The organism is Aeromonas caviae (assembly GCF_000819785.1).
Classification (GTDB): domain Bacteria; phylum Pseudomonadota; class Gammaproteobacteria; order Enterobacterales; family Aeromonadaceae; genus Aeromonas; species Aeromonas caviae.
The window spans coordinates 41,733-61,246 of the sequence record NZ_CDBK01000048.1 but is presented as its reverse complement, the minus strand read 5'-3'; the positions used below and the strand labels follow the sequence as shown (position 1 = coordinate 61,246).

At 64.6% G+C, this 19,514-nt stretch carries 16 protein-coding genes; 11 read left to right on the top strand and 5 right to left on the bottom strand.

All coding sequences use genetic code 11. The annotated features are described in order from the left end of the window. From BN1120_RS08510 to BN1120_RS08500, 3 genes are all read left to right on the top strand, one after another. On the top strand, positions 1–1,508 hold a 1,508-nt coding region (locus BN1120_RS08510), incomplete at its 5' end, for a beta-N-acetylhexosaminidase (protein ID WP_042015619.1). A 192-nt stretch (positions 1,509–1,700) separates the two neighbouring features. Continuing rightward, positions 1,701–3,254, top strand: coding sequence for a methyl-accepting chemotaxis protein (locus BN1120_RS08505; protein WP_041212609.1), 1,554 nt, complete (start codon positions 1,701–1,703; stop codon positions 3,252–3,254). Between the two features lie 66 nt (positions 3,255–3,320). Further along, positions 3,321–3,671 (top strand): MGMT family protein, encoded by a 351-nt coding sequence (locus BN1120_RS08500; RefSeq protein WP_042015615.1) that lies wholly within the window; start codon positions 3,321–3,323, stop codon positions 3,669–3,671. An 83-nt stretch (positions 3,672–3,754) separates the two neighbouring features. On the opposite strand, the gene BN1120_RS21555 is transcribed toward BN1120_RS08500, so the two are convergent. Beyond that, complete coding sequence (locus tag BN1120_RS21555; RefSeq protein WP_164882955.1) at positions 3,755–3,925, bottom strand: hypothetical protein; 171 nt, start codon at positions 3,923–3,925, stop codon at positions 3,755–3,757. Between the two features lie 115 nt (positions 3,926–4,040). Then, positions 4,041–6,662, bottom strand: coding sequence for a type I DNA topoisomerase (gene topA, locus BN1120_RS08495; RefSeq protein ID WP_042015614.1), 2,622 nt, complete (start codon positions 6,660–6,662; stop codon positions 4,041–4,043). A gap of 360 nt (positions 6,663–7,022) precedes the next feature. Here topA and astB point away from each other — a divergent pair, with 360 nt between their 5' ends. After that, on the top strand, positions 7,023–8,360 hold the full coding sequence (gene astB, locus BN1120_RS08490; RefSeq protein WP_039040522.1) for an N-succinylarginine dihydrolase: 1,338 nt from the start codon (positions 7,023–7,025) through the stop codon (positions 8,358–8,360). Between the two features lie 164 nt (positions 8,361–8,524). On the opposite strand, the gene sohB is transcribed toward astB, so the two are convergent. After that, entirely contained in the window at positions 8,525–9,532 is a 1,008-nt protein-coding gene (gene sohB / locus BN1120_RS08485; protein ID WP_039040521.1) for a protease SohB, read from the bottom strand. 224 nt (positions 9,533–9,756) lie between these two features. Between sohB and BN1120_RS08480 the strand changes: the two genes are divergently transcribed. Together BN1120_RS08480 and BN1120_RS08475 are read left to right on the top strand one after the other, a co-directional pair. Beyond that, positions 9,757–10,512: a YciK family oxidoreductase gene (locus BN1120_RS08480; protein ID WP_042015611.1), complete on the top strand. Its 756-nt coding sequence runs from the start codon at positions 9,757–9,759 to the stop codon at positions 10,510–10,512. 89 nt (positions 10,513–10,601) lie between these two features. Beyond that, positions 10,602–11,486, top strand: a complete 885-nt coding sequence (locus tag BN1120_RS08475; protein WP_042015608.1) for a LysR family transcriptional regulator — start codon at positions 10,602–10,604, stop codon at positions 11,484–11,486. Between the two features lie 71 nt (positions 11,487–11,557). On the opposite strand, the gene BN1120_RS08470 is transcribed toward BN1120_RS08475, so the two are convergent. Further along, positions 11,558–12,730, bottom strand: a complete 1,173-nt coding sequence (locus BN1120_RS08470) for an MFS transporter (protein ID WP_039040518.1) — start codon at positions 12,728–12,730, stop codon at positions 11,558–11,560. 164 nt (positions 12,731–12,894) lie between these two features. On the opposite strand from BN1120_RS08470, the gene BN1120_RS08465 reads away from it, so the two are divergent. Beyond that, complete coding sequence (locus tag BN1120_RS08465) at positions 12,895–14,034, top strand: MalY/PatB family protein (protein WP_041212604.1); 1,140 nt, start codon at positions 12,895–12,897, stop codon at positions 14,032–14,034. 148 nt (positions 14,035–14,182) lie between these two features. Further along, complete coding sequence (locus BN1120_RS08460; RefSeq protein WP_042015607.1) at positions 14,183–15,538, top strand: TAXI family TRAP transporter solute-binding subunit; 1,356 nt, start codon at positions 14,183–14,185, stop codon at positions 15,536–15,538. Between the two features lie 63 nt (positions 15,539–15,601). On the opposite strand, the gene BN1120_RS08455 is transcribed toward BN1120_RS08460, so the two are convergent. Continuing rightward, a complete protein-coding gene (locus BN1120_RS08455; protein WP_041212603.1) occupies positions 15,602–16,504 on the bottom strand; it encodes a LysR family transcriptional regulator in 903 nt (300 codons plus the stop codon). Positions 16,505–16,694: 190 nt separating this feature from the next. On the opposite strand from BN1120_RS08455, the gene BN1120_RS08450 reads away from it, so the two are divergent. The 3 genes from BN1120_RS08450 to BN1120_RS08440 all read left to right on the top strand — a co-directional run bounded on the left by BN1120_RS08450 (position 16,695) and on the right by BN1120_RS08440 (position 19,485). Next, positions 16,695–17,951, top strand: coding sequence for an adenylosuccinate synthetase (locus BN1120_RS08450; RefSeq protein ID WP_010673886.1), 1,257 nt, complete (start codon positions 16,695–16,697; stop codon positions 17,949–17,951). A gap of 176 nt (positions 17,952–18,127) precedes the next feature. Then, on the top strand, positions 18,128–18,661 hold the full coding sequence (locus BN1120_RS08445; RefSeq protein ID WP_042015604.1) for a YbhB/YbcL family Raf kinase inhibitor-like protein: 534 nt from the start codon (positions 18,128–18,130) through the stop codon (positions 18,659–18,661). A gap of 11 nt (positions 18,662–18,672) precedes the next feature. Then, positions 18,673–19,485 carry a helix-turn-helix transcriptional regulator gene (locus BN1120_RS08440; RefSeq protein WP_042015603.1) on the top strand — a complete coding sequence of 271 codons (813 nt, stop codon included), beginning with the start codon at positions 18,673–18,675 and terminating at the stop codon, positions 19,483–19,485. Positions 19,486–19,514 lie beyond the last annotated feature (29 nt).

Below are 19,514 nucleotides of genomic sequence, written 5' to 3'. Positions count from 1 at the left end.
CCCCGGGCCCCGACCTGCCACCGGTGGAGGCCGTCAACGGCCTCGTGCCCCAGCCCGCCCACCTGATTTATACAGAAGGCAACTTCCGGCTGGCCGAGCGGGCCCACGTCGATGGCCCCGTTCCCCTCGCCTCCCTGCTAGCCCATTTCAACGAGCTGACAGGCCTGGCCCTGACCCAGGATCACGATGCGGAGATCCACCTCGTCGAGGCGACACTTCCCCCCGAGGGGTATGAGCTCACCATCACCCCTGAGGAGATCGTCATCCGGGCCGCCGGCGAGGCGGGCTGGCGCCACGGGCTGGTGAGCCTGGCCCAGTGGGCGCTGCAACACGGAGAGAGCCTGCCCTGCCTGACGGTGCGGGATGCACCGCGCTTCGGTTTTCGCGGCATCTTCCTCGACTGTGCCCGCCACTTCCACTCCATCGCCACCCTCAAGCGCCTGCTCAAGCAGATGAGCCTCTACAAGTTCAACCGCTTCCACTGGCACCTGACCGATGACGAGGGGTGGCGCCTTGAGATCAAGGCCTTCCCCCAGCTGACCGCCGTGGGTGCCTGGCGCGGCCATGGCCTGGCGGTGGGGCCCCAGCTGAGCGGCGGCCCCGACCCTTATGGCGGTTACTACACCCAGAGCGAGGTGCGCGAGCTGGTCGCCTACGCCGCCGGGCTTGGCATCACCATCATTCCGGAAATAGACATCCCGGGGCACTGTCACGCCGCCATCAAGGCGCTGCCCGAGCTGCTGGTGGAAGAGGCAGACCGCTCCCGCTACCTCTCGGTGCAATATTTCGACGACAACGTGCTCAACCCGGCCCTGCCCGGCACCTACCGGTTCCTGGACGCCGTGATGGACGAGGTGTGCGATCTCTTCCCCGGGAGTCAGGTTCACATGGGGGGGGACGAAGTGCCCACCGGCGTCTGGACCGACAGTCCCGCCTGCCAGCAGCTGATGGCCGAGCAGGGGTATCAGGATTGCCGCGAGCTGCAGGGGCACCTGCTGCGCCACTGCCAGCAGTACCTGGCCCGCAAGGGCAAGCAGATGCTGGGGTGGGAAGAGATACTGCACGGTGACAAGGTGAGCCGGGAGGCCACCGTCTTCGCCTGGACCAGCTTCCAGGCCGGCCTGGATGCCGCCGCATCCGGTTACCCCGTGGTGATGGCGCCTGCCCAGCACCTCTATCTGGATCTCGCCTGGAGTCAGGACATCCACGAGCCGGGACTCTACTGGGCGGGTACCCTCAACCTGGCGCAGGTGCATGCATGCGATCCTGCCCCGGCCGATTTCCATGCCAACGATAACATCCTGGGGGTGCTGAGCCCCTTGTGGTCGGAACTGATCACCTCTCGCGATCGTCTCGACTACATGTTGTTCCCGCGCATGCTGGCCACGGCAGAGGTGGCCTGGAGCACTCCCGCCCGCAAGGTGTGGGAGCACTTCGTCGCCCGTCTGCCCGGCCAGCTGCACATCCTCGACCAGTTGCAAGTGCGTTACCGGGTGCCACAGAGGTAGTGTTATCTTTTTCTTTTCGGCGACCTTTTGGTCGCCGTTTTTTTACCCATCAACAACAAAAACCCAACCTAGCCCCTACTTTTCATCTGCCTTTGTTGGCAAAATAAGGCCCCCGATGAAACCAGACAGGGGATGCACCTCCCTGCGGTTCCGCCACAATAACAATCAGCAAACAGATCGGAGCTTACCCTTATGGCCCGCAAACACGCCCAGGTCGTGGACAGTGAAGTGGAATTTCCCGCCGACGTGCAACTCGTCTCCACCACGGATCTGCGCGGCGTCATTACCTACGCCAACCCCGCCTTCTGCCGCATCGCCGGTTACCAGGTCGATGAACTGGTCGGCCACAACCACAACCTGGTTCGCCACCCCGACATGCCCAAGGCCGCCTTCGCCGACCTCTGGGATCGCCTCAAGGAGGGCAACCCCTGGCGAGGAGTGGTGAAAAACCGCTGCAAGGATGGCCGCTATTACTGGGTCGACGCCTACGTCACCCCCATCTACGAGCACGGCAAGATAAGCGGCTACCAGTCGGTGCGCTGCAAGCCCGACCCCCAGCTCAAGCAGGCTGCCGCCCAGGCCTATCGGGCCCTGCTTTCGGCCGAGCAACGGGGCACCCCGGCCCGCCCCTCGCTGCGCCGTTTCAGGCCGCTGATGCTCGGCCTGCCGCTGCTGGCGCTGCTGGTCTGGGCCGCCCTCACCCAGGGCCCCCTCACCGCGCTGCTGATGCTGCTTCCCCCCCTCGCCATTGCGGGCGCCTACTGGCGCGAGCTCATCGCCTTGCCCCGCTATCTCAGGCAGCTCGGTCAGCAATATGACAGCCTGACCCGGCTGGTCTATTCGGGGGATGCCCCGGGGGCCATCGCCGATTTTCACCTGAAGATGCTGCAGGCCCGGATCCGCACCGTGCTGGGGCGGGTCGACGATGCCACCCATCCGCTTCAGGCCCTGGCAACCGATCTGCAAGACTCCTCACACCGCGCCTTCCTCGACATCAACGAGCAGGATGCCCAGACCCAGCAGATGGCGGCCGCCATGACCCAGATGGCCAGCACCGCCCACGAAATCGCCCGCAACATCCAGGACACCAACGGCCAGGTGACCGAGGCACGCAGCAGTTGCCAGAGCACGGTGGAACAGCTGGACCAGACCCAGCAGCAGATGACCAGGCTGGCCAGCCAGGCGGAGCAGGCCTTCCACTCCGCGGTGGAGCTCGCCAGCGAGTCGGAGCGCATTGGCAGCGTGATGGGTGAAATCCAGGGCATCGCCGAGCAGACCAACCTGCTGGCCCTTAACGCCGCCATCGAGGCCGCCCGTGCCGGCGAGCAGGGGCGCGGCTTTGCGGTGGTGGCGGACGAGGTGCGCACCCTGTCGACCCGTACCCACAAGGCGACCGAGCAGATCCAGGGCAGCATCAGCCAGATCCAGCACACCCTGGAGCGCTGGCAGGGCATGATGCAGGACAACCTGGCCCAGACCCGGGAATGCGTCGAGATGACCCGCCAGGGATCAGGCAACCTGCACCTGGTGCTGGGGGAAATCGATCAGGTGACCGAATTCTCCACCCAGATCGCCGCCGCCGCGGAGCAGCAGCAGGTGGTGGTGGAGGAGATCAGCCGCAACATCCACCAGATCTCCGAATACTCCCGCGCCAACAGCCAGAAGATCCAGGCGGTGGACGACTCCAGCCAGGAGCTGCTCAGGCGGGCCCGCGAGCTCAGGGGACTGAGCCAGACCTTCGGCTGACAGATTGCAAGCCCCATGACAGAAGCGCCACAATGGCGCTTCTGCTGTTTTTGACGAGCCATCATCATGAGAACGAACGCGCCCCCCCTGGACAAGACGGCCCGCATCGAGGCGATCCTCGCCCTGATCCCCCCCGGCCGCGTGGTGAGCTACGGCCAGGTGGCGGATCTCGCGGGCCTGCCCGGACGGGCAAGACTGGTGGGAAAAGTCTTGCGGGAGACCGACAAGGTGCTGCCCTGGCACCGGGTGCTGGGGGCGGCAGGCACCATTTCGCTGCCAAAAGGATCCGCAGGCTTTGACAAGCAAGCGGGGCTGCTGCAGGAGGAGGGGGTGCCCGTGATTGGCGGGCGGGTCAGGATGCGGGAGTGGCAGTGGCAGCCCGAGCTGGCCGAGCTGCTCTTTCTGGTTCCCTTCTGACGAGGCTGGCACGTCCCGAAGGGATGGAGGCTCTTGCAACAAAGGGAGGACCTCTGTGGTCGCCCTCCGTCACGTTCTCTTCCCTAGTCGCCGGCAATGGGCCCCAGAATGTCATCGCTGCGCACCTGTACCGGGATGGTCTCATCCTCCCGTTGCAAGAGCACCAGCAGACTCTGTCTGTCCACCTCCAGCACATAGGCGGTTCCTTCACGGGTCAGGCAGGTCATGCCCGGCCGTATTTCATGTATCTCCATGACAACTCCCTGTCTTGCGCTGCCATCCATGCAGCCATTCCAGTATATCGCCATCCACCAACAAAGAAGCCCCTCGCAAGGGGCCTCTTTCATCATGCTGTGAGCGGCGTCGCCATCAGGCTTTCTTCGCCTTGGGCAGGCTCTCCTGCCATTTTCCGTTGTCGTAATGGGCTGTCCAGCCGGTCGCCTTGCCGTTGACCTCGGTCATCACGTACTGCTCCTTGGTCTTGCGGCTGAAGCGCACCACGGAGGCGTTTCCGTCAGGATCTGACGCCGGGGCATCCGCCAGGTACTGGTGCTTGGGGGAGAGGCGATCACGGAAGCGCTTGAGCTCCTCCACCAGGGGCGCACGGGTCTCGCGGGATTTGGGGAAGTTGCTGGCGGCCAGGAAGAGACCGGCAGCGCCGTCCCGCAGCACGAAGTGGGCGTCGGACTGGGTGCATTTCAGCTCGGGCAGGGGTACCGGATCCTCTTTCGGCGGTGCAATGTCGCCATTTTTCAGGATCTTGCGGGTGTTCTTGCAGCTCTCGTTGGTGCAACCCATGTATTTGCCGAAGCGGCCGTTCTTGAGCTGCATCTCGGAGCCGCAGCGATCGCACTCGATGCTCGGCCCTTCGTAGCCCTTGAGCTTGAACTGCCCCTGCTCCACCTCGTAGCCATCGCAATCCGGGTTGCGACCGCAGACGTGCAGCTTGCGGCTGTCGTCGATGATGTAGGCGTCCATGGCGGTGCCGCAGATCCCGCAACGATGCTTGGCACGCAGGGCATCGGTTTCCGCCTCGTCCCCGTCGGTGGCGGAGACGAACTCGTCCGCACTGACCAGGTTGATGGTCTTCTTGCAGCGCTCCTTGGGCGGCAGGGCATAGCCGGAGCAGCCGAGGAAGACGCCGGTGGTGGCGGTACGGATACCCATCTTGCGGCCACAATCCGGGCAGTCGATGTCGGTCAGCACCATCTGGTTGGCACGCATGCCCCCCTCTTCATGGGGCTTGTCGGCCTGCTCCAGCTCCTGGGTGAACTCGGCGTAGAAGGCGTCGAGCACCTTCTTCCACTCCAGGCTCCCCTCTGCGATGCCGTCGAGCTTGTCTTCCATCTTGGCGGTGAACTCGTAGTTCATCAGCTCGACGAAGTTCTCCACCAGGCGGTCGGTGACGATCTCCCCCATCTTCTCGGCGAAGAAGCGGCGGCTCTCGACCCGCACATACCCACGGTCGACGATGGTGGAGATGATGGAGGCGTAAGTGGACGGACGGCCGATGCCGCGCTTTTCCAGCTCGCGTACCAGGGCCGCTTCGGTGAAGCGGGCGGGCGGCTTGGTGAAGTGCTGGCGCGGATCCAGCTTGACCAGTTTCAGCACCTCGCCGACGGTCACCGCCGGCAGCTGGCTGTCTTCACCCTTGCGGCCCATGGGCGGCAGGGCCTTGGTCCAGCCGGCGAAGCGCAGGGTGCGACCGCGCGCCTTGAGCTCGAACTCCCCTGCCTTGACGGTCAGGGTGGAGGAGTCGTACTGGGCCGGGGTCATCTGGCAGGCGACAAACTGGCGCCAGATGAGGTCATAGAGCCGCATGGCATCGGGCTCCATCCCTTCCAGCATCTCGGCAGTCACCTGGACGCTGGAGGGGCGGATCGCCTCGTGGGCCTCCTGGGCATTGGCCTTGGCGCCGTAGAGGTTCGGATCGCTCGGCAGGTAGGCGGCGCCATACTGCTCGCCGATGTATTCCCGCACCGCGTCCACCGCCTCTTTGCTGAGGTTGGTGGAGTCGGTACGCATATAGGTGATGTAACCCGCTTCATAGAGACGCTGGGCCATCATCATGGTCTTCTTGACCCCGAAGCTCAGACGAGTAGAAGCGGCCTGCTGCAGGGTAGAGGTGATGAAGGGAGCGGACGGCTTGGAGCCGGTCGGCTTGTCTTCACGGTTGACCACCTTGTAGTCGACCCCTTCCAGGGCCGCCACGGCGGCGAAGGTCTCGGCCTGGGTCACCGGCTTGAAGTCGGCACCATTGCGGCTGACCACCTCCATGCGCAGCTCACTCTTCTCGGCGGTGAGCAGGTCGACGTTGAGATCCCAGAACTCCACCGGCACGAACGCCTTGATCTCGCGCTCCTTGTCGACGATGAGGCGCACCGCGACCGATTGCACCCGACCGGCGGAGAGGCCGCGGGCCAGCTTTTTCCACAAGAGCGGGGAGACCATGTAGCCCACCACCCGGTCGAGGAAACGACGGGCCTGCTGGGCGTTGACGCGATGAATGTTCAGCTCGGACGGCTGGGCGAACGCCTCCTGGATGGCGCTCTTGGTGATCTCGTTGAACACCACGCGCTTGTAGCGGCTGTCGTCGCCACCGATGATCTCGCGCAGGTGCCAGGCGATCGCTTCCCCCTCTCTATCCAAGTCGGTTGCGAGATAGATGGTGTCGGCCTTGGCGGCCAGACTTTGCAACTCGCTGACCACTTTTTCCTTGCCGGGCAAAATCTGGTAGTTGGCCTGCCAGCCTGCGGTCGGGTTGATGCCCATCCTTGAGAACAGGGCGTTGCGATCCTTGGCCGCCTTCTCGGATTCGCTGAGCTTGATGCCGCGAATGACAGGTTTTTTGGGCTCGGTGCTGGCGCTGCCGCTGGTCGGCAGATCGCGCACGTGGCCTACGCTGGATTTCACCACGTAGTCCTTGCCCAAATATTTGTTGATGGTCTTGGCCTTGGCCGGAGACTCCACGATGACCAGTGATTTGCCCATGCTGTAACTATTATCCTCATTGCACCCGACGGGGTTGGCGTGCGGTTTTGTGGGGCTGTATAAGAGATTTGACGGGAAAAAGCAATCTTGCGGGTCAATTTGCCCGACAGCCCGAACCGCCCTGCTTCTTTATTTATTAATGCGAAGCCGGGGCGCGGGAAGCAACCGCTTTTTTGTTTTTATGCTATATCCCCCCCTTTTTTAGATTGGAAATGACATATCCAGCCACCCTTGTGACATAAAAACCCATTCTGGTTATCAGCTTGTTACAAAGGATGAAATCTCTTTATAATGGCCGCACACCGCAGCTTTGTGCGCGGAAGGAACCGCTCCCCATATAAAAATCGAAAGGATGTGATCATGAAGCACTTCGAGGTCAACTTCGACGGCCTGGTCGGCCCCACCCACAACTATGCCGGCCTCTCCTATGGCAACGTCGCCTCCCAGAGCAACGCCAAAGAGGCCTCCAACCCCAAGGAAGCGGCCAAGCAGGGGCTGCGCAAGATGAAGGCGCTGACCGACCTCGGCATGGTGCAGGGCGTGCTGGCGCCACAGGAGAGACCGGATCTCGCGACCCTGCGCCGCCTGGGCTTCACCGGCAACGACGCCAGCGTCCTGGCCCAGGCTGCCAGACAGGCCCCCGCCGTGCTGGCCGCCTGCTACTCCGCCTCCAGCATGTGGACTGCCAACGCCGCCACCGTCTCCCCGAGCGCCGACACCCAGGATGGCCGCATTCACTTCACCCCCGCCAACCTGACCAACAAGTTCCACCGCTCCCTGGAGCCCGAGGTCACCGGGCGCATCCTGCGGGCCGTGTTCAACAACGATCGCCACTTCTATCACCACCAACATCTGCCGGAGAACGACCACTTCGGTGACGAAGGCGCCGCCAACCACACCCGGCTGTGCCGCGCCTATGGCGAAGCGGGGGTCGAGCTGTTCGTCTATGGCCGCAGCGCCTTCGACGTCTCCCAGCCCGCCCCCAAACGCTATCCGGCCCGCCAGACCCTGGAGGCGAGCCAGGCCATCGCCCGCCTGCATGGCCTGGGGGATGAGAGCGCGGTCTTCATTCAGCAGAACCCGGACGTGATCGATCAGGGGGTGTTCCACAACGACGTCATCGCGGTGGGCAACCAGAACGTGCTCTTCTTCCACCAGCAGGCGTTCCTCCATACCGAGGCGGCGCTGGCCGAGGTGCGTACCAAATTCGGCGACGGGGAACTGCACTTCATCGAAGTGCCGACCAGCGAAGTGTCGGTGCAGGATGCGGTGAAATCCTACCTGTTCAACACCCAGATCCTCACCCTGCCATCCGGCGAGATGGCGATCATCGCCCCCACCGAATGCCGCGACAACCCGGCGGTGTCCGCCTATCTGGCCAGGCTGGTGACCCTGGGCACCCCCATCAAGGACGTCCACTACATGGACGTGAAGCAGAGCATGAGAAACGGCGGCGGCCCCGCCTGTCTGCGCCTGCGGGTCGCCATGAACGACACCGAGCTCGCCGCGGTCAACCCGGCCTGCCTCATCACCGACAGCCAGTTTGCCCGCCTGGATCAGTGGGTCGAGAAGCACTATCGCGACAGCCTGGCGCTGGACGATCTGCGGGACCCCTCCCTGGTGCTGGAGACCCGCACCGCCCTGGACGAGCTGACCCAGATCCTGAAACTCGGCTCCGTCTACCCCTTCCAGCGCTGAGGATCTGTCACGATCTGACTGCCAGGTCGCGTTCAAGACTCCTGCACTGCTCTTTCCCTTGCTGACGGCTTCTCGCGACAGCTCGTAGACAGGTGCCAAGCCGCAACAAAGCCATCAAAAAGCCGGGCAATGCCCGGCTCTCTTTTTTCATTCAACAAGACGCCTCAGCGCCAGGGGCTTTGTTGCCACAGCCGACCAAGGCCGGCCTCCAGCCCCAGTGCCGCCTGCTTGCCAAGCTTCTGGGTCAGGCTCCTGGGTTTGCTGTAGCGGATGCCGACCACCTTGTGATGGCTGGCCTGGGCCAGCAGGTAGTCATCGCTGGTGCAAAGCGCATCCACCAGTCCGAGCTGCTTGGCCTGGCTCGCCAGCCAATGCTCGCCGGTGGTCACCTTGTCGATGTCGAGACCGGGTCTGTGCTCGGCCACAAAGGCCTTGAACTGTTCGTGGATGGCCCCCAGCTCCTCGCGAAACTTCTCCCGCCCCAGATCGTCGTTCTCGCCGAACATGGTGATGGTGCGCTTGTACTGGCCTGCGGTGTGCATCTCGAATTCGATGTCGTGCTTCTTGAGCAGCTTGTTGAAGTTCGGCATCTGGGCAATGACACCAATGGATCCGACGATGGCGAACGGCGCCGCCAGGATCTTGTCCGCGACGCAGGCCATCATGTAGCCACCGCTCGCCGCCACCTTGTCGATGGCCACGGTCAGCGTGATGTCCTTGTCCCGCAGCCGCTGCAACTGGGAGGCGGCCAGGCCGTAGCCATGCACCACACCGCCGCCGGATTCGAGGCGCAGCAGCACCTCGTCCCCGGGCCGGGCCACGCCTATCACGGCACTCACCTCTTCCCGCAGGGAGGCCACTTCCTTGGCATCCATGCTGCCGTTGAAGTCGATGACGAACAGCCGGCTGCGCTCATCCTCCCCCTTGGCTTTGGCCTTGTGCTCGGCCTTGCGGGTCTTCTCCATCTGCTTGCGCTCGGCCTTGCCCGCCAGGGCTGCCTGCAGTTGATGGCGCCCCTGCTCCAGCTCGCCGGAGAGATCGGTCACCACCAGCTCCCCCTTGCGGGATTTGGGCTGGCGGCTGCTCGCCACCATCAGGATGACGGCGCCGATGGCCAGCAGGAAGGTGAGGGTCTTGGCCAGAAACAGGCCGTACTCGGTCAAAAATGCCACTTGATGCTCCGCGCTATGTTCGGTTTTTTCACATAGTAAGGAGTTTGCCCCCCTCGCGCAAAAACTCTGCCATCTCCCGTGCCAAGGACGGAGGGATCGACGCTATCGCCCTGTTTTATTCACATTTTTGCCGTCTCATACTGGTCAACTGCCGGGCCGGGTCAGTACACTTGCCCACTCGATTCGTTGCGCCAAGCCGCCAGGCATTGTTAACAGGAGTCCACATGCTCGACTATCAGGCCCCCCGTGATCTGCTCAAGGACAAGGTCATTCTGGTGACGGGTGCCGGTGACGGCATCGGCCGCGAAGCGGCCCTCACCTATGCGGCCCACGGCGCCACCGTGATCCTGCTCGGGCGTACCAGTGCCAAGCTGGAGGCGGTCTACGACCAGATTGAAGCGGCCGGTCACCCCCTGCCCGCCATCGTGCCGGTGGACTTGAAAGGGGCTACTGCCGCCCACTACCGCGGCATGGCGGAGACCTTCGCTCAGCAGTTCGGCCGCCTCGACGGCGTGCTGTTCAACGCCGGGCTGCTCGGCACCCTGTCGCCGTTCGAACACATTCAGGAGCAGGAGTGGGACGAGGTGATGCAGGTCAACGTCAAATCCGAATTCCTGCTGACCCAGGCGCTGCTGCCCCTCCTTCGCCAGACCGCCAAGGAGCACGGCGAGGCGTCCATCGTCTACACCTCCTCCAGCGTGGGCCGCAAGGGGCGCGCCTACTGGGGCACCTATGCCATTTCCAAGTTCGCCGTCGAAGGCATGATGGAGGTGCTGGCGGACGAGCTGGAGAACACCACTGTGCGGGTCAACACCCTGAACCCGGGCGGCACCCGCACCAGGATGCGGGCCAGCGCCTTCCCGGCGGAAGATCCGCAAACCCTCAAGACCCCGGCCGATCTGATGCCCCTCTATCTCTACCTGATGGGGCGTGACAGTCAGGGCCAGAGCGGCAAGACCTTCGTGGCCCAGCCCAAATAAATCAACAAATCAACCGGATGGGATTACAGTGAAGAGGGGGTGCCAAGGCGCGCCCTGTTGAATCCCATCGGCCCCAGACAGGTTGCACTATGTTTCGTCCCAAGAGCACGTTTGAGCAATGGCGGATCTTTCAGGCGGTGGTGGACTGCGGCGGTTATGCCCAGGCTGCCGAGGCGCTGAACAAGAGCCAATCCTCCCTCAATCATGCGGTTGCCAAGCTGCAACAGAGTCTGGGGGTGGCCCTGCTGGAGGTGCGGGGGCGCAAGGCGGTGCTGACGCCAGCGGGGGAGATCTTCCTCAAGCGGGCGCGCCAGCTCAGCCAGCAGGTGGAAGAGCTGGAAAACCTGGCCAACAACCTGGAGCGGCAGTGGGAGCCGCAGATCAACCTCTATGTGTCCGTGGTGCAGCCGCGGGAGCGCCTCTACCGGGCGCTGGCCCACTTCTATCCCCGCAGCCGCGGTTGCCGCATCAACCTGCACGAGCGGATCCACTGCCACTTCAATGCGCTGCAGGCGGGAGATCTGATGCTCTCCGAGCACCTGCCCCAGGATCGCACCGGCCTGCCGCTGGACGAAGTCTGTCTGCTTCCTCTGTGCGCAGCGGGCCACCCCCTTGCGGAGCAGGGAGAGCCCATCACCGCCGAGGTGCTGGCCAGCCACAACCAGATAAGCCTGCATCCCCCCATCCACCGCTCGGTGGACTGGAACGATGCGGACGACACCGGCTGGAAGGCGACCCACTATCATGAGGTGCTCAACATGGTGCGCCTTGGCATGGGTTACGCCTGGGTGCCCCGCCACCTGGTGCAGGAGGAGCTCGCCGAGGGCTCGCTGGTGCAGCTCGACCTCACCGGCGGCAACGAGCGCTATCTCTACACCTACCTGCTCACCCCCTCGGTGGAGGCGCTGGGGCCGGCGGCCGAGCTGCTGCTGCGCTGCCTGCGCATCGAATACCAGGGAGACAACCCCAGGTAAGGCCGCTTCTTCCCCGCACGACCGGGGCACTGGTGCCGGCACAGCCGGACATCGGCTCCCCTTTGCATCCCCTATACGTTGGGGACCCGCCAGCAGGCGGCCAGTGCCATCAGCGCCAGGGCCGCCGCCACCATGAAGACCCCGTGGAAGCTCCAGAGCTCCGCCACCGTCCCCGCGATAGCCCCCGCCATGATGGAGCCGGTGCGGATGCTGTTGGAAAAGAGCGTGGTCGCCACCCCGGCGCGCCCCGGCATCAAGTCCTGGAAATAGGACATGCCGATGCCGGCCACGATGCCGATGAAGATGGCATTGAGCAGTTGCAGCGCAATGAGGGCATGCTGGCTCGACAGGGTCACAAGACCGCCATAGAAACCGACCCCGGCCAGCACCGCCAGCAGCATCATGGGCCGCTTGCCGAAGCGCCGGGTGTAGTAGCCCGCCAGCAGCATGAAGGGGATCTCCAGGGCCGCCGCCGTGCCCATCAGCAAACCGGCCAGCTTCTCCTCCAGCCCCAGCTCGCGGGTGATGTAGAGGGGCATGTTGATGAGGTACATGCTGTTGCAGGTCCACATCAGGGTGGAGGCGATGAAGAGCGCCCGCACCGACGGGTCCCGCCAGCTGCTCACCCGCTCCACCTCGCTGTCCATCACCGGCAGCGGCAGGGAGGGAAGCCAGCGCCACACCACGAAAGCGCAGATGACATAGGCCAGCGCCGAGGCCAGATACATCACCTCAAAGCCGTAACCGATGGCGAGCGCGAAGGCGATGGGCGGCCCAATCACCCAGGCCAGGGAGAACTGGGCCCGCAGCACCGAGCTGAACATGTCGGCCTGTTTGTTGCGGCTGTCGGCGTATTCCCGCGCCAGGGCGAACAGCTGCGGGCTGGCGGTGGCGGTCAGGCTCGCCAGCAGCACCCCCAGGCTCACCAGCAACCAGTACTGCCGGTTCCAGGCAAACAGCAGGGAGAGCACGATGCCGGCGAAGCAGCAACGCAGGATCAGCTGCTTGCGATCCCCCTTGTTGTCGGAGCGGTGGCCGAGCCACTGGCTGATGAGGATGCCGATCACCGCGTTCACCGTGTAGAAGAGCCCCACCAGGAAGGGGCGCACCTGCACCTCCTCGGCCAGAAACAGGCTCAAGGTCGGCACCTGCAGCGCCACCGCCACCCCGGTCATGAAGGTCACGGCGAGAAACGAGAGAGAGACGGGATCCGGCCTCTTGCGGGCAACAGACAGCAAACTCATAGAGATACCATTGATATGGAAGAAAAAAAGGAGCCAGATGCGGGCGGGCTTGGCGTATGGCGGCGGCTATTTTATGTCATTATCAACAGCCACCTCAAGGGTTGCGGGGGGGCGTCCAAGTCCGTACATTGGAAGCCCATCCAGCGCCAGTACAAGGATTTAACATGTTTGATTTTGACCGGGAAATAGATCGCAGCGGTACCATGAGCCTGAAATGGGACAAATACAAGGGCCAGGATGTCCTGCCCATGTGGGTCGCAGACACCGACTTCGTCTCTCCCCCCGCCGTACTGGAGGCCCTCACCAAACGGGTCGCCCACGGCATCTTCGGCTATTCGCGCCCCTCTCCCCGGCTCATCGAACTCATCGTATCGCGTCTGGCCAGCCGCTATGGCTGGACCATCCAGCCCGAATGGCTCGTCTTCCTGCCCGGGGTGGTGCCGGGCCTCAATCTCGCCTGCAAGGCCTGGAGCCAGCACGGGCGCGGCATCATCACCCCCAAGCCGGTCTACTACCCCTTCCTGCAGGCGCCGGGGTTCAATGACCGCCCCCTGCTCACCGTCCCCGTGGTGGAGGAAGAAGGCCGCTGGGTGCTGGATCTCGAAGAGCTTGAGCGTCAGGCCCCCTCGGCGGATCTGCTGCTGCTGTGCAACCCCCACAACCCGGGTGGCACCGTCTTCACCCGGGAAGAGCTGCTGGCCATCGACGCCATCGCCGAGCGCCACAACCTGGTGATCTGCTCCGACGAAATCCACTGCGATCTGCTGCTGGACAAAGATGCCCGCCACATCCCCTATGGTGCCCTGAGCCCGGAGGCGGCCGAGCGCTCCGCCGTCATGATGGCGCCGAGCAAGACCTTCAACATCGCGGGCCTGTGCTGCTCCTTCGCCGTGATCCCCAATGCCCGCCTGCGGCTCAAGCTGCAACAGGCGATGCGCGGCATCAGCGCCGACGTCAATCTGCTGGGGTTCGTGGCGGCCGAGGCGGCCTATGAGGGGGGCGAGCAGTGGCTGAATGAACAGCTCGACTACCTGACCGGCAATCTGGCCCTGATCGAGCAGGCCGTGGCCCGCTGGCCCGGCGTCAAGCTGGCCCGCAACCAGGCCACCTACCTCGCCTGGATCGACATGAGCGCCCTGGGGCTGGACGATCCCGTCGCCTTCTTCGAACAGGCGGGCGTGGGTCTCTCCCCCGGAGCCCAGTTCGGCAACGGCCAGTTCGTGCGGCTCAACTTTGGTTGCACCCGGGCCCGTCTCACCGAGGCCCTGGCCCGCATGGAGAAAGCCATTCTCCAGACCCGCTAGCGAACCGTCCCGGGCGGCGGCCCCAGGCCGCCCGGTGCGCGCAAAAGCGGTAAAATCCGTTCAGCTTCCCGTCTGATACGGATAAGATGAGGCTCATCACCGGATGAGCCCGCCTCCTCCTTATGTTCAGCCACGGTTTCGGTCCACTATGCGCCCATTCGCCTTCTCTGCCCTGTTGCGTCTGCCACGTACCGCCCTGCCCTGGCTTGCGGCCGTGCTGGCGCCCTCCCTCTTCGCCTCCCCCGCCTATGTCACCATCGGTACGGGAGCCCTCAACGGCGTCTACTACCCCACAGGGGGGGCCATCTGCCGCCTGCTCAACGAGGAGAGTGCCCGCCACGGCCTGCACTGCACGGTGCAGAGTACCTCGGGCTCCATCGCCAATCTGGCGGCGCTCGCCAAGGGAGAGGTACAGCTCGCCCTGATGCAGTCGGATGTGCTCTACCATGCGGTGCACGGCAGCGGCCCCTTCGCGGGCCAGGCCCCGGGCGATCAGCTGCGCAGCCTCTTGCGGCTCCACAAGGAGTCCCTGACCCTGATTGCCAGCGCCACCAGCAACATCACCACCCTGGCCGACATCAAGGGCAAGCGGGTCGATGTCGGCGCCCCCAACTCCGGGGACAGGGTCACCAGCCGGGCCCTGCTCGATGCCATGGGGTGGCGGATCGCCGACTTCAGCCGCCCGCCCGTGATCTCCCCGGGCAACCGGCTGGAGGGGCTCTGTGACGGCACCCTGGATGCCGCCTTCGTGGTCGCCGGTCACCCCAATCAGGCCATCGGCGATCTCACCGGCCGCTGTCAGGCCCGCCTCATTCCCATCGAGGGGGAACAGGTGGACAAGCTGCTCAAGCAGCACCCCTACTACGATCGCAGCCGCATCGGCGCCAACCTCTATCCGGGGCAGACAAGCGGCGTCAATACCTTCGCCGTCACCGCCGAACTGGTGGCCCTGGCCAGCCTGCCCGAGAGCGAGGTGCGCACCCTGCGGGACGTGCTGAACGAGCGGCTCAAGCAGTTCACCCGGCTGCATCCGGCACTGACCACCCTCACCTGGGAAGGCATGCAGGCGGGCAGCATCGCCCTGCTCCATCCCGGCATGCTGGATGCCGTGCCCACCCTCCCGGCGGACACCCTCACGGCATCCGGGGCCGGGGCGACCTCGGGCGCCCTGCCAACCTTGCCCCCGGCGAGCAGCGCGGCCACACCGACCGATGGGGCAGGCCCCCAGGAAGGCACCGCGCCACTGGAGGGGTCCGACACCTTGCCGGAGCAGCCGACCGCCGCGACCCTCTCAACCAGTTCGGGGGCGGCCTCCACCAACCAGGCCCCGGCCCTGACCGAGCCGCCCACACCGGGCAGCGCAACCCTGGCGCCAGGCCATCCCCTGAGCCCGCCTGAAGCGCCCGCCTCGTCGGCAACGCCGCTGGAGGCGCCATCACCGGAGGCCATGCCGGCCAGCCCGGCCAGCCACGCGGTGGGGACCACAACCCCCGCCGGGCAATGAACACCAACCAAGAGGCCACCCCAGGGGTGGCCTCTTGGTTATCGGGAACGGGCGCCTGGCCTGTCACGGCGCCAGCAGCAGCGCCGGATTCTGGATCTCCTCCTCCACCCAGTGCAGCAGCTGCTTGATGGCCCGGGACAGCACCTGGTTCTGGCGCACCACGTACCCCAGGCTGGTACCGGGAAAATCGGTGAGCCGGGTCACCGGGGCGGTCAGCTTGAGCCTGGGGTGCAGGGAGAAATCCGGCACGATGGCGACGCCAAAGCCCGCCTCGGCCCAGTCGAGCTGGGCATCCACGCTCCCCACCTCCATGATGCGGCAGCTCGGCAGGCCGAGCAGGGGCAGGGAGGGATCGATCAATGCCCGGGTCCGGGTGTCGTGCCCCAGCAGGATCAGGGTCGGCTCGTCCAGAGGATCGCTCTCCCCCGAGCTGGCCCGCGCCTGCCAGCGGGCCAGGCCGTGCCCCAGGGCACACCAGGTCACCTGCTGCAACTCGGTGTAGAAGAGCGGCTCGCTGCGCTTTTGTGCCATCACGAAGCCCAGATCCGCCTTGCCCGCCCGCACCAGATCCGCCGCCTGATCCGAGGTGGTGTTGAACAGGGTGAGGTCGATGCCGGGGAAGGCCTGCTTGAAGCGCTGGAACGGCTGGATGAGCAGCAGGCGCGAGATGATGTCGCTGGCGGCGATGGCGAGCGTCCCCTGGCTCAACTGGCTCAGGGCATTGAGATCGGACTGGCAGAGCTGCAACTCGTTGATGGCGCGCTCGGCGCTTTGCAGCAGCCGCTCCCCCGCCTGGGTCAGGCGAAACGGGCTGCGCTCCACCAGCTTGACCCGGGTCGCCTGCTCCAGGTTCTTGAGGTGCAGGCTCACATTGGGTTGCGTCATGTGCAGTTCGGTGGCCGTCTGGCCGAAGTGCTGCAACCGGGCCAGGGTGACGAAGGTGTGCAGCCAGTGAATGTCCAGCATGGGGTTCCTCTTCTCCCGGGTCGATGGCAGGGCCAGCGCCGCCAGGGCACGGGCACCACGCAAGGGAGCGCGGTGTCGATAATTGCACCGGAATTATATGGCTTCCTTATCGGAATTATAAAGATAATTAATTTTTCTAATCCTCACGGGGCTCCTAGGATGGACGCCTAACGTCTTAGGAGAAAGAGTCATGTCGTCTATCGTAGTCGTAGGTGCTAACTGGGGTGATGAAGGCAAAGGCCGCATCGTCGATTATCTGGCAGGCCAGGCTGGCGCCAGTATTCGTTTCCAGGGCGGCAACAACGCCGGCCACACCGTGGTCAACGATCTGGGCACCTTCAAGCTGCACCAGGTGCCGAGCGGCGTCTTCAACCCGGATTGCCTGGTCGTGCTGGGCCCCGGCATGGTGATCAGCCCCGAGAAGCTCACCGTCGAGCTGGAAGAGGTCAAGGCCTCCGGCGTCATTCCCAAGCTCGCCATCTCTGACCGTGCCACCCTCTGCCTGCCGCTGCACGCGCTGGAAGACACCCTGGAAGAGCAACGCCTGGGTGACGGCGCCTACGGCTCCACCCGTCAGGGCATCGCCCCGGCTTACGGTGATCGGGTCATGAAAAAGGCGATCCTGGTGGGCTGGCTGAAACAGCCGGACGTGCTGGTCGAGCGCATCCAGTTCATGCTGGACTGGAAACTGCCGCAGATGAAGGCTCTCTATCCGGACTTCGAATTCACCCAGACCGCCCAGGAGATGGCCGACTGGCTGCTGGAAGTGTCCGCTCCCTGGCTGGACGCCGTCTGCAACGTCAGCATGCCCCTCAAGGCACTGCAAGCCGAAGGCAAGACCCTGCTGTTCGAAGCCCAGCTGGGTGCCGGCCGTGATCTCATCTACGGCGAATACCCCTGGGTCACCTCCTCCCACGTTTCCGGCGCCTACGCCGGCATCGGTGGCGGTCTGCCGGGCCTGCGCCCGGAGCGCGTCATCGCCGTGGCCAAGGCCTTCAGCTCCTCCGTCGGTACCGGCACCCTGCTGACCGCCATGGAGAACCAGGACGAGTTCCGCAAGATCACCAACGAGTTCGGCGCCACCACCGGCCGTCCCCGTGACGTGGGTTACTTCGATGCCGTCGCCACCAAGAACGGCGTCGAGCTGCAGGCTGCCACCGAAGTAGCCCTGACCAAGCTGGACTGCCTGACCGGTCTGCCGGATCTGAAGATCTGCGTGGCCTACGAAGGTGCCCACACCGAGAACCCGATCTGGCCGCAGACCGCCGCCCTCACCCCCGTCTACGAGAAGATGGAGAGCTGGAGCGAAGACATCAGCGGCTGCCGCACCTTCGCCGAGCTGCCCAAGGCTGCCCAGGACTATGTGCTACGCATCGAAGCCCTGCTGGGCGTGCCGGTGCCCATGGTCTCCGTCGGCCCGGGCCGTGACGAGATGATCCTGCGCTAAGGCCCCTCGCCTCTCCCAAAAACCGGCATCCCAGGATGCCGGTTTTTTATGCCCCTCAAAAGCCCCGAACAGCTCACAAAAGCCACCTCCATGGCATAATTTGAGCCATACGGGCACTCTGTTTTGAGCCAGCCCCCTTAGAGTGAATGCCATATTCACACAAAGGAGTGCCCATCATGAGATCCCCCATTATCCCGCTGCTGCCCCTGTTCTGCCTCGCGGCCCTGCCCGCCGGCGCCATGACCCTCAAGAGTACCGACATCCGCGAGGGTGAACCCATGGACAAGGTCTTCAGCTTCAACGGCTTTGGTTGCAGCGGCGAGAACCGCTCCCCCCAGTTGAGCTGGCAGAGCCTGCCCGCCGGCACCCAGAGCGTCGCCATCACCACCTATGACCCGGACGCCCCCACCGGCAGCGGCTGGTGGCACTGGCTGGTGGTGAACCTGCCGGCCAGCCAGAGCGAGCTGCCGAGCAATGCCTCCGGCAAGATCAAGCAGGGGCTGGAGCTTGGCACCGACTACGGTACCCAGGGTTATGGCGGCCCCTGCCCGCCCGCCGGTCACGGCATGCACCGCTACCAGTTCACCGTCTGGGCCCTGCCCAAGGCGCTGGAGGTGAAGGCCAACACCCCGCCCGCCATGGTAGGCTACATGCTCAACAGCCTGGCCCTTGGCAAGGCCACCCTGACCGCCACCTTCACCACCCCCTAGGAGCCCGCCCGATGAGCACGCCCCTGCTGCAACTGAATCACTACTTCGGGATCCGCCAGCAGCCCCTGCGCCGGGTGCTCATCTACGCGCCGACCCTCATCTGGGTGCAGCAGGGCCGCAAGCAGCTGTGGTGGCGGGAGCAGCGCCTCTCCTTTGACAAGGAGAGCTGGCTGCTGATCCCGGCGGGTCACCGGCTCACCTTCGTCAACCAGCCGGAGCAGGGCACGTTTCGCTCCCAGGCGCTCACCCTGCTGGCCCCGCCACCGGCCGAGTGGCTGGCAGAGAGCCCCCTCGATCTCCTCAAGCCACCGGCCATCAGGGTGACGTCGGCCCTCGCCTTCTGCTTCGATCTCGTCACCACCATGGCGCAGCGGCAGCTCTGCGAGACGGCCCAGACCCAGCTGCTGCAAGGGTTTTATGGCGAGCTCAGGGAAGCGGGGGGCCTTGGCCTGCTCTTTCCTGCCACCACCATGACCCTGGGGGAACGGCTGGCCCGTTACCTCAGTGTGGAGCCTGGTCTTGATCACCGGCTGGAGACGGTAGCGACCCACTTCGCCATGAGCCGCGCCTCTCTGGTCCGCAAACTGGCCGCCGAGGGGCGCAGCTTTCGCCAGGTGCTGACCCAGGTACGCCTGGGGCACGCCCTCACCCTGCTGCAACAGGGGCTCACTCCGCTTCAGACCGCCCTCGCCTGTGGCTACGACTCCCCCGGCCGCTTTGCCGCGCGCTTCAAGGAGGAGTTCGGCCTGACCCCCCACCAATACCTGCGTACCTGCCCCTCCTCTCTCTCACTGACTGCCACCACAAAAGTAAATAATTACTAAAACACAAAGCTATGTAACCTCGTGTAACC

Bases quoted from the DNA above. Each gene is read 5' to 3' on its own strand.
- BN1120_RS08505 (WP_041212609.1), top strand. From the start codon at position 1,701: ATGGCCCGCAAACACGCCCAGGTCGTGGACAGTGAAGTGGAATTTCCC.
- BN1120_RS08500 (WP_042015615.1), top strand. From the start codon at position 3,321: ATGAGAACGAACGCGCCCCCCCTGGACAAGACGGCCCGCATCGAGGCG.
- BN1120_RS21555 (WP_164882955.1), bottom strand. From the start codon at position 3,925: ATGGAGATACATGAAATACGGCCGGGCATGACCTGCCTGACCCGTGAA.
- topA (WP_042015614.1), bottom strand. From the start codon at position 6,662: ATGGGCAAATCACTGGTCATCGTGGAGTCTCCGGCCAAGGCCAAGACC.
- astB (WP_039040522.1), top strand. From the start codon at position 7,023: ATGAAGCACTTCGAGGTCAACTTCGACGGCCTGGTCGGCCCCACCCAC.
- BN1120_RS08480 (WP_042015611.1), top strand. From the start codon at position 9,757: ATGCTCGACTATCAGGCCCCCCGTGATCTGCTCAAGGACAAGGTCATT.
- BN1120_RS08475 (WP_042015608.1), top strand. From the start codon at position 10,602: ATGTTTCGTCCCAAGAGCACGTTTGAGCAATGGCGGATCTTTCAGGCG.
- BN1120_RS08470 (WP_039040518.1), bottom strand. From the start codon at position 12,730: ATGAGTTTGCTGTCTGTTGCCCGCAAGAGGCCGGATCCCGTCTCTCTC.
- BN1120_RS08465 (WP_041212604.1), top strand. From the start codon at position 12,895: ATGTTTGATTTTGACCGGGAAATAGATCGCAGCGGTACCATGAGCCTG.
- BN1120_RS08460 (WP_042015607.1), top strand. From the start codon at position 14,183: ATGCGCCCATTCGCCTTCTCTGCCCTGTTGCGTCTGCCACGTACCGCC.
- BN1120_RS08455 (WP_041212603.1), bottom strand. From the start codon at position 16,504: ATGCTGGACATTCACTGGCTGCACACCTTCGTCACCCTGGCCCGGTTG.
- BN1120_RS08450 (WP_010673886.1), top strand. From the start codon at position 16,695: ATGTCGTCTATCGTAGTCGTAGGTGCTAACTGGGGTGATGAAGGCAAA.
- BN1120_RS08445 (WP_042015604.1), top strand. From the start codon at position 18,128: ATGAGATCCCCCATTATCCCGCTGCTGCCCCTGTTCTGCCTCGCGGCC.
- BN1120_RS08440 (WP_042015603.1), top strand. From the start codon at position 18,673: ATGAGCACGCCCCTGCTGCAACTGAATCACTACTTCGGGATCCGCCAG.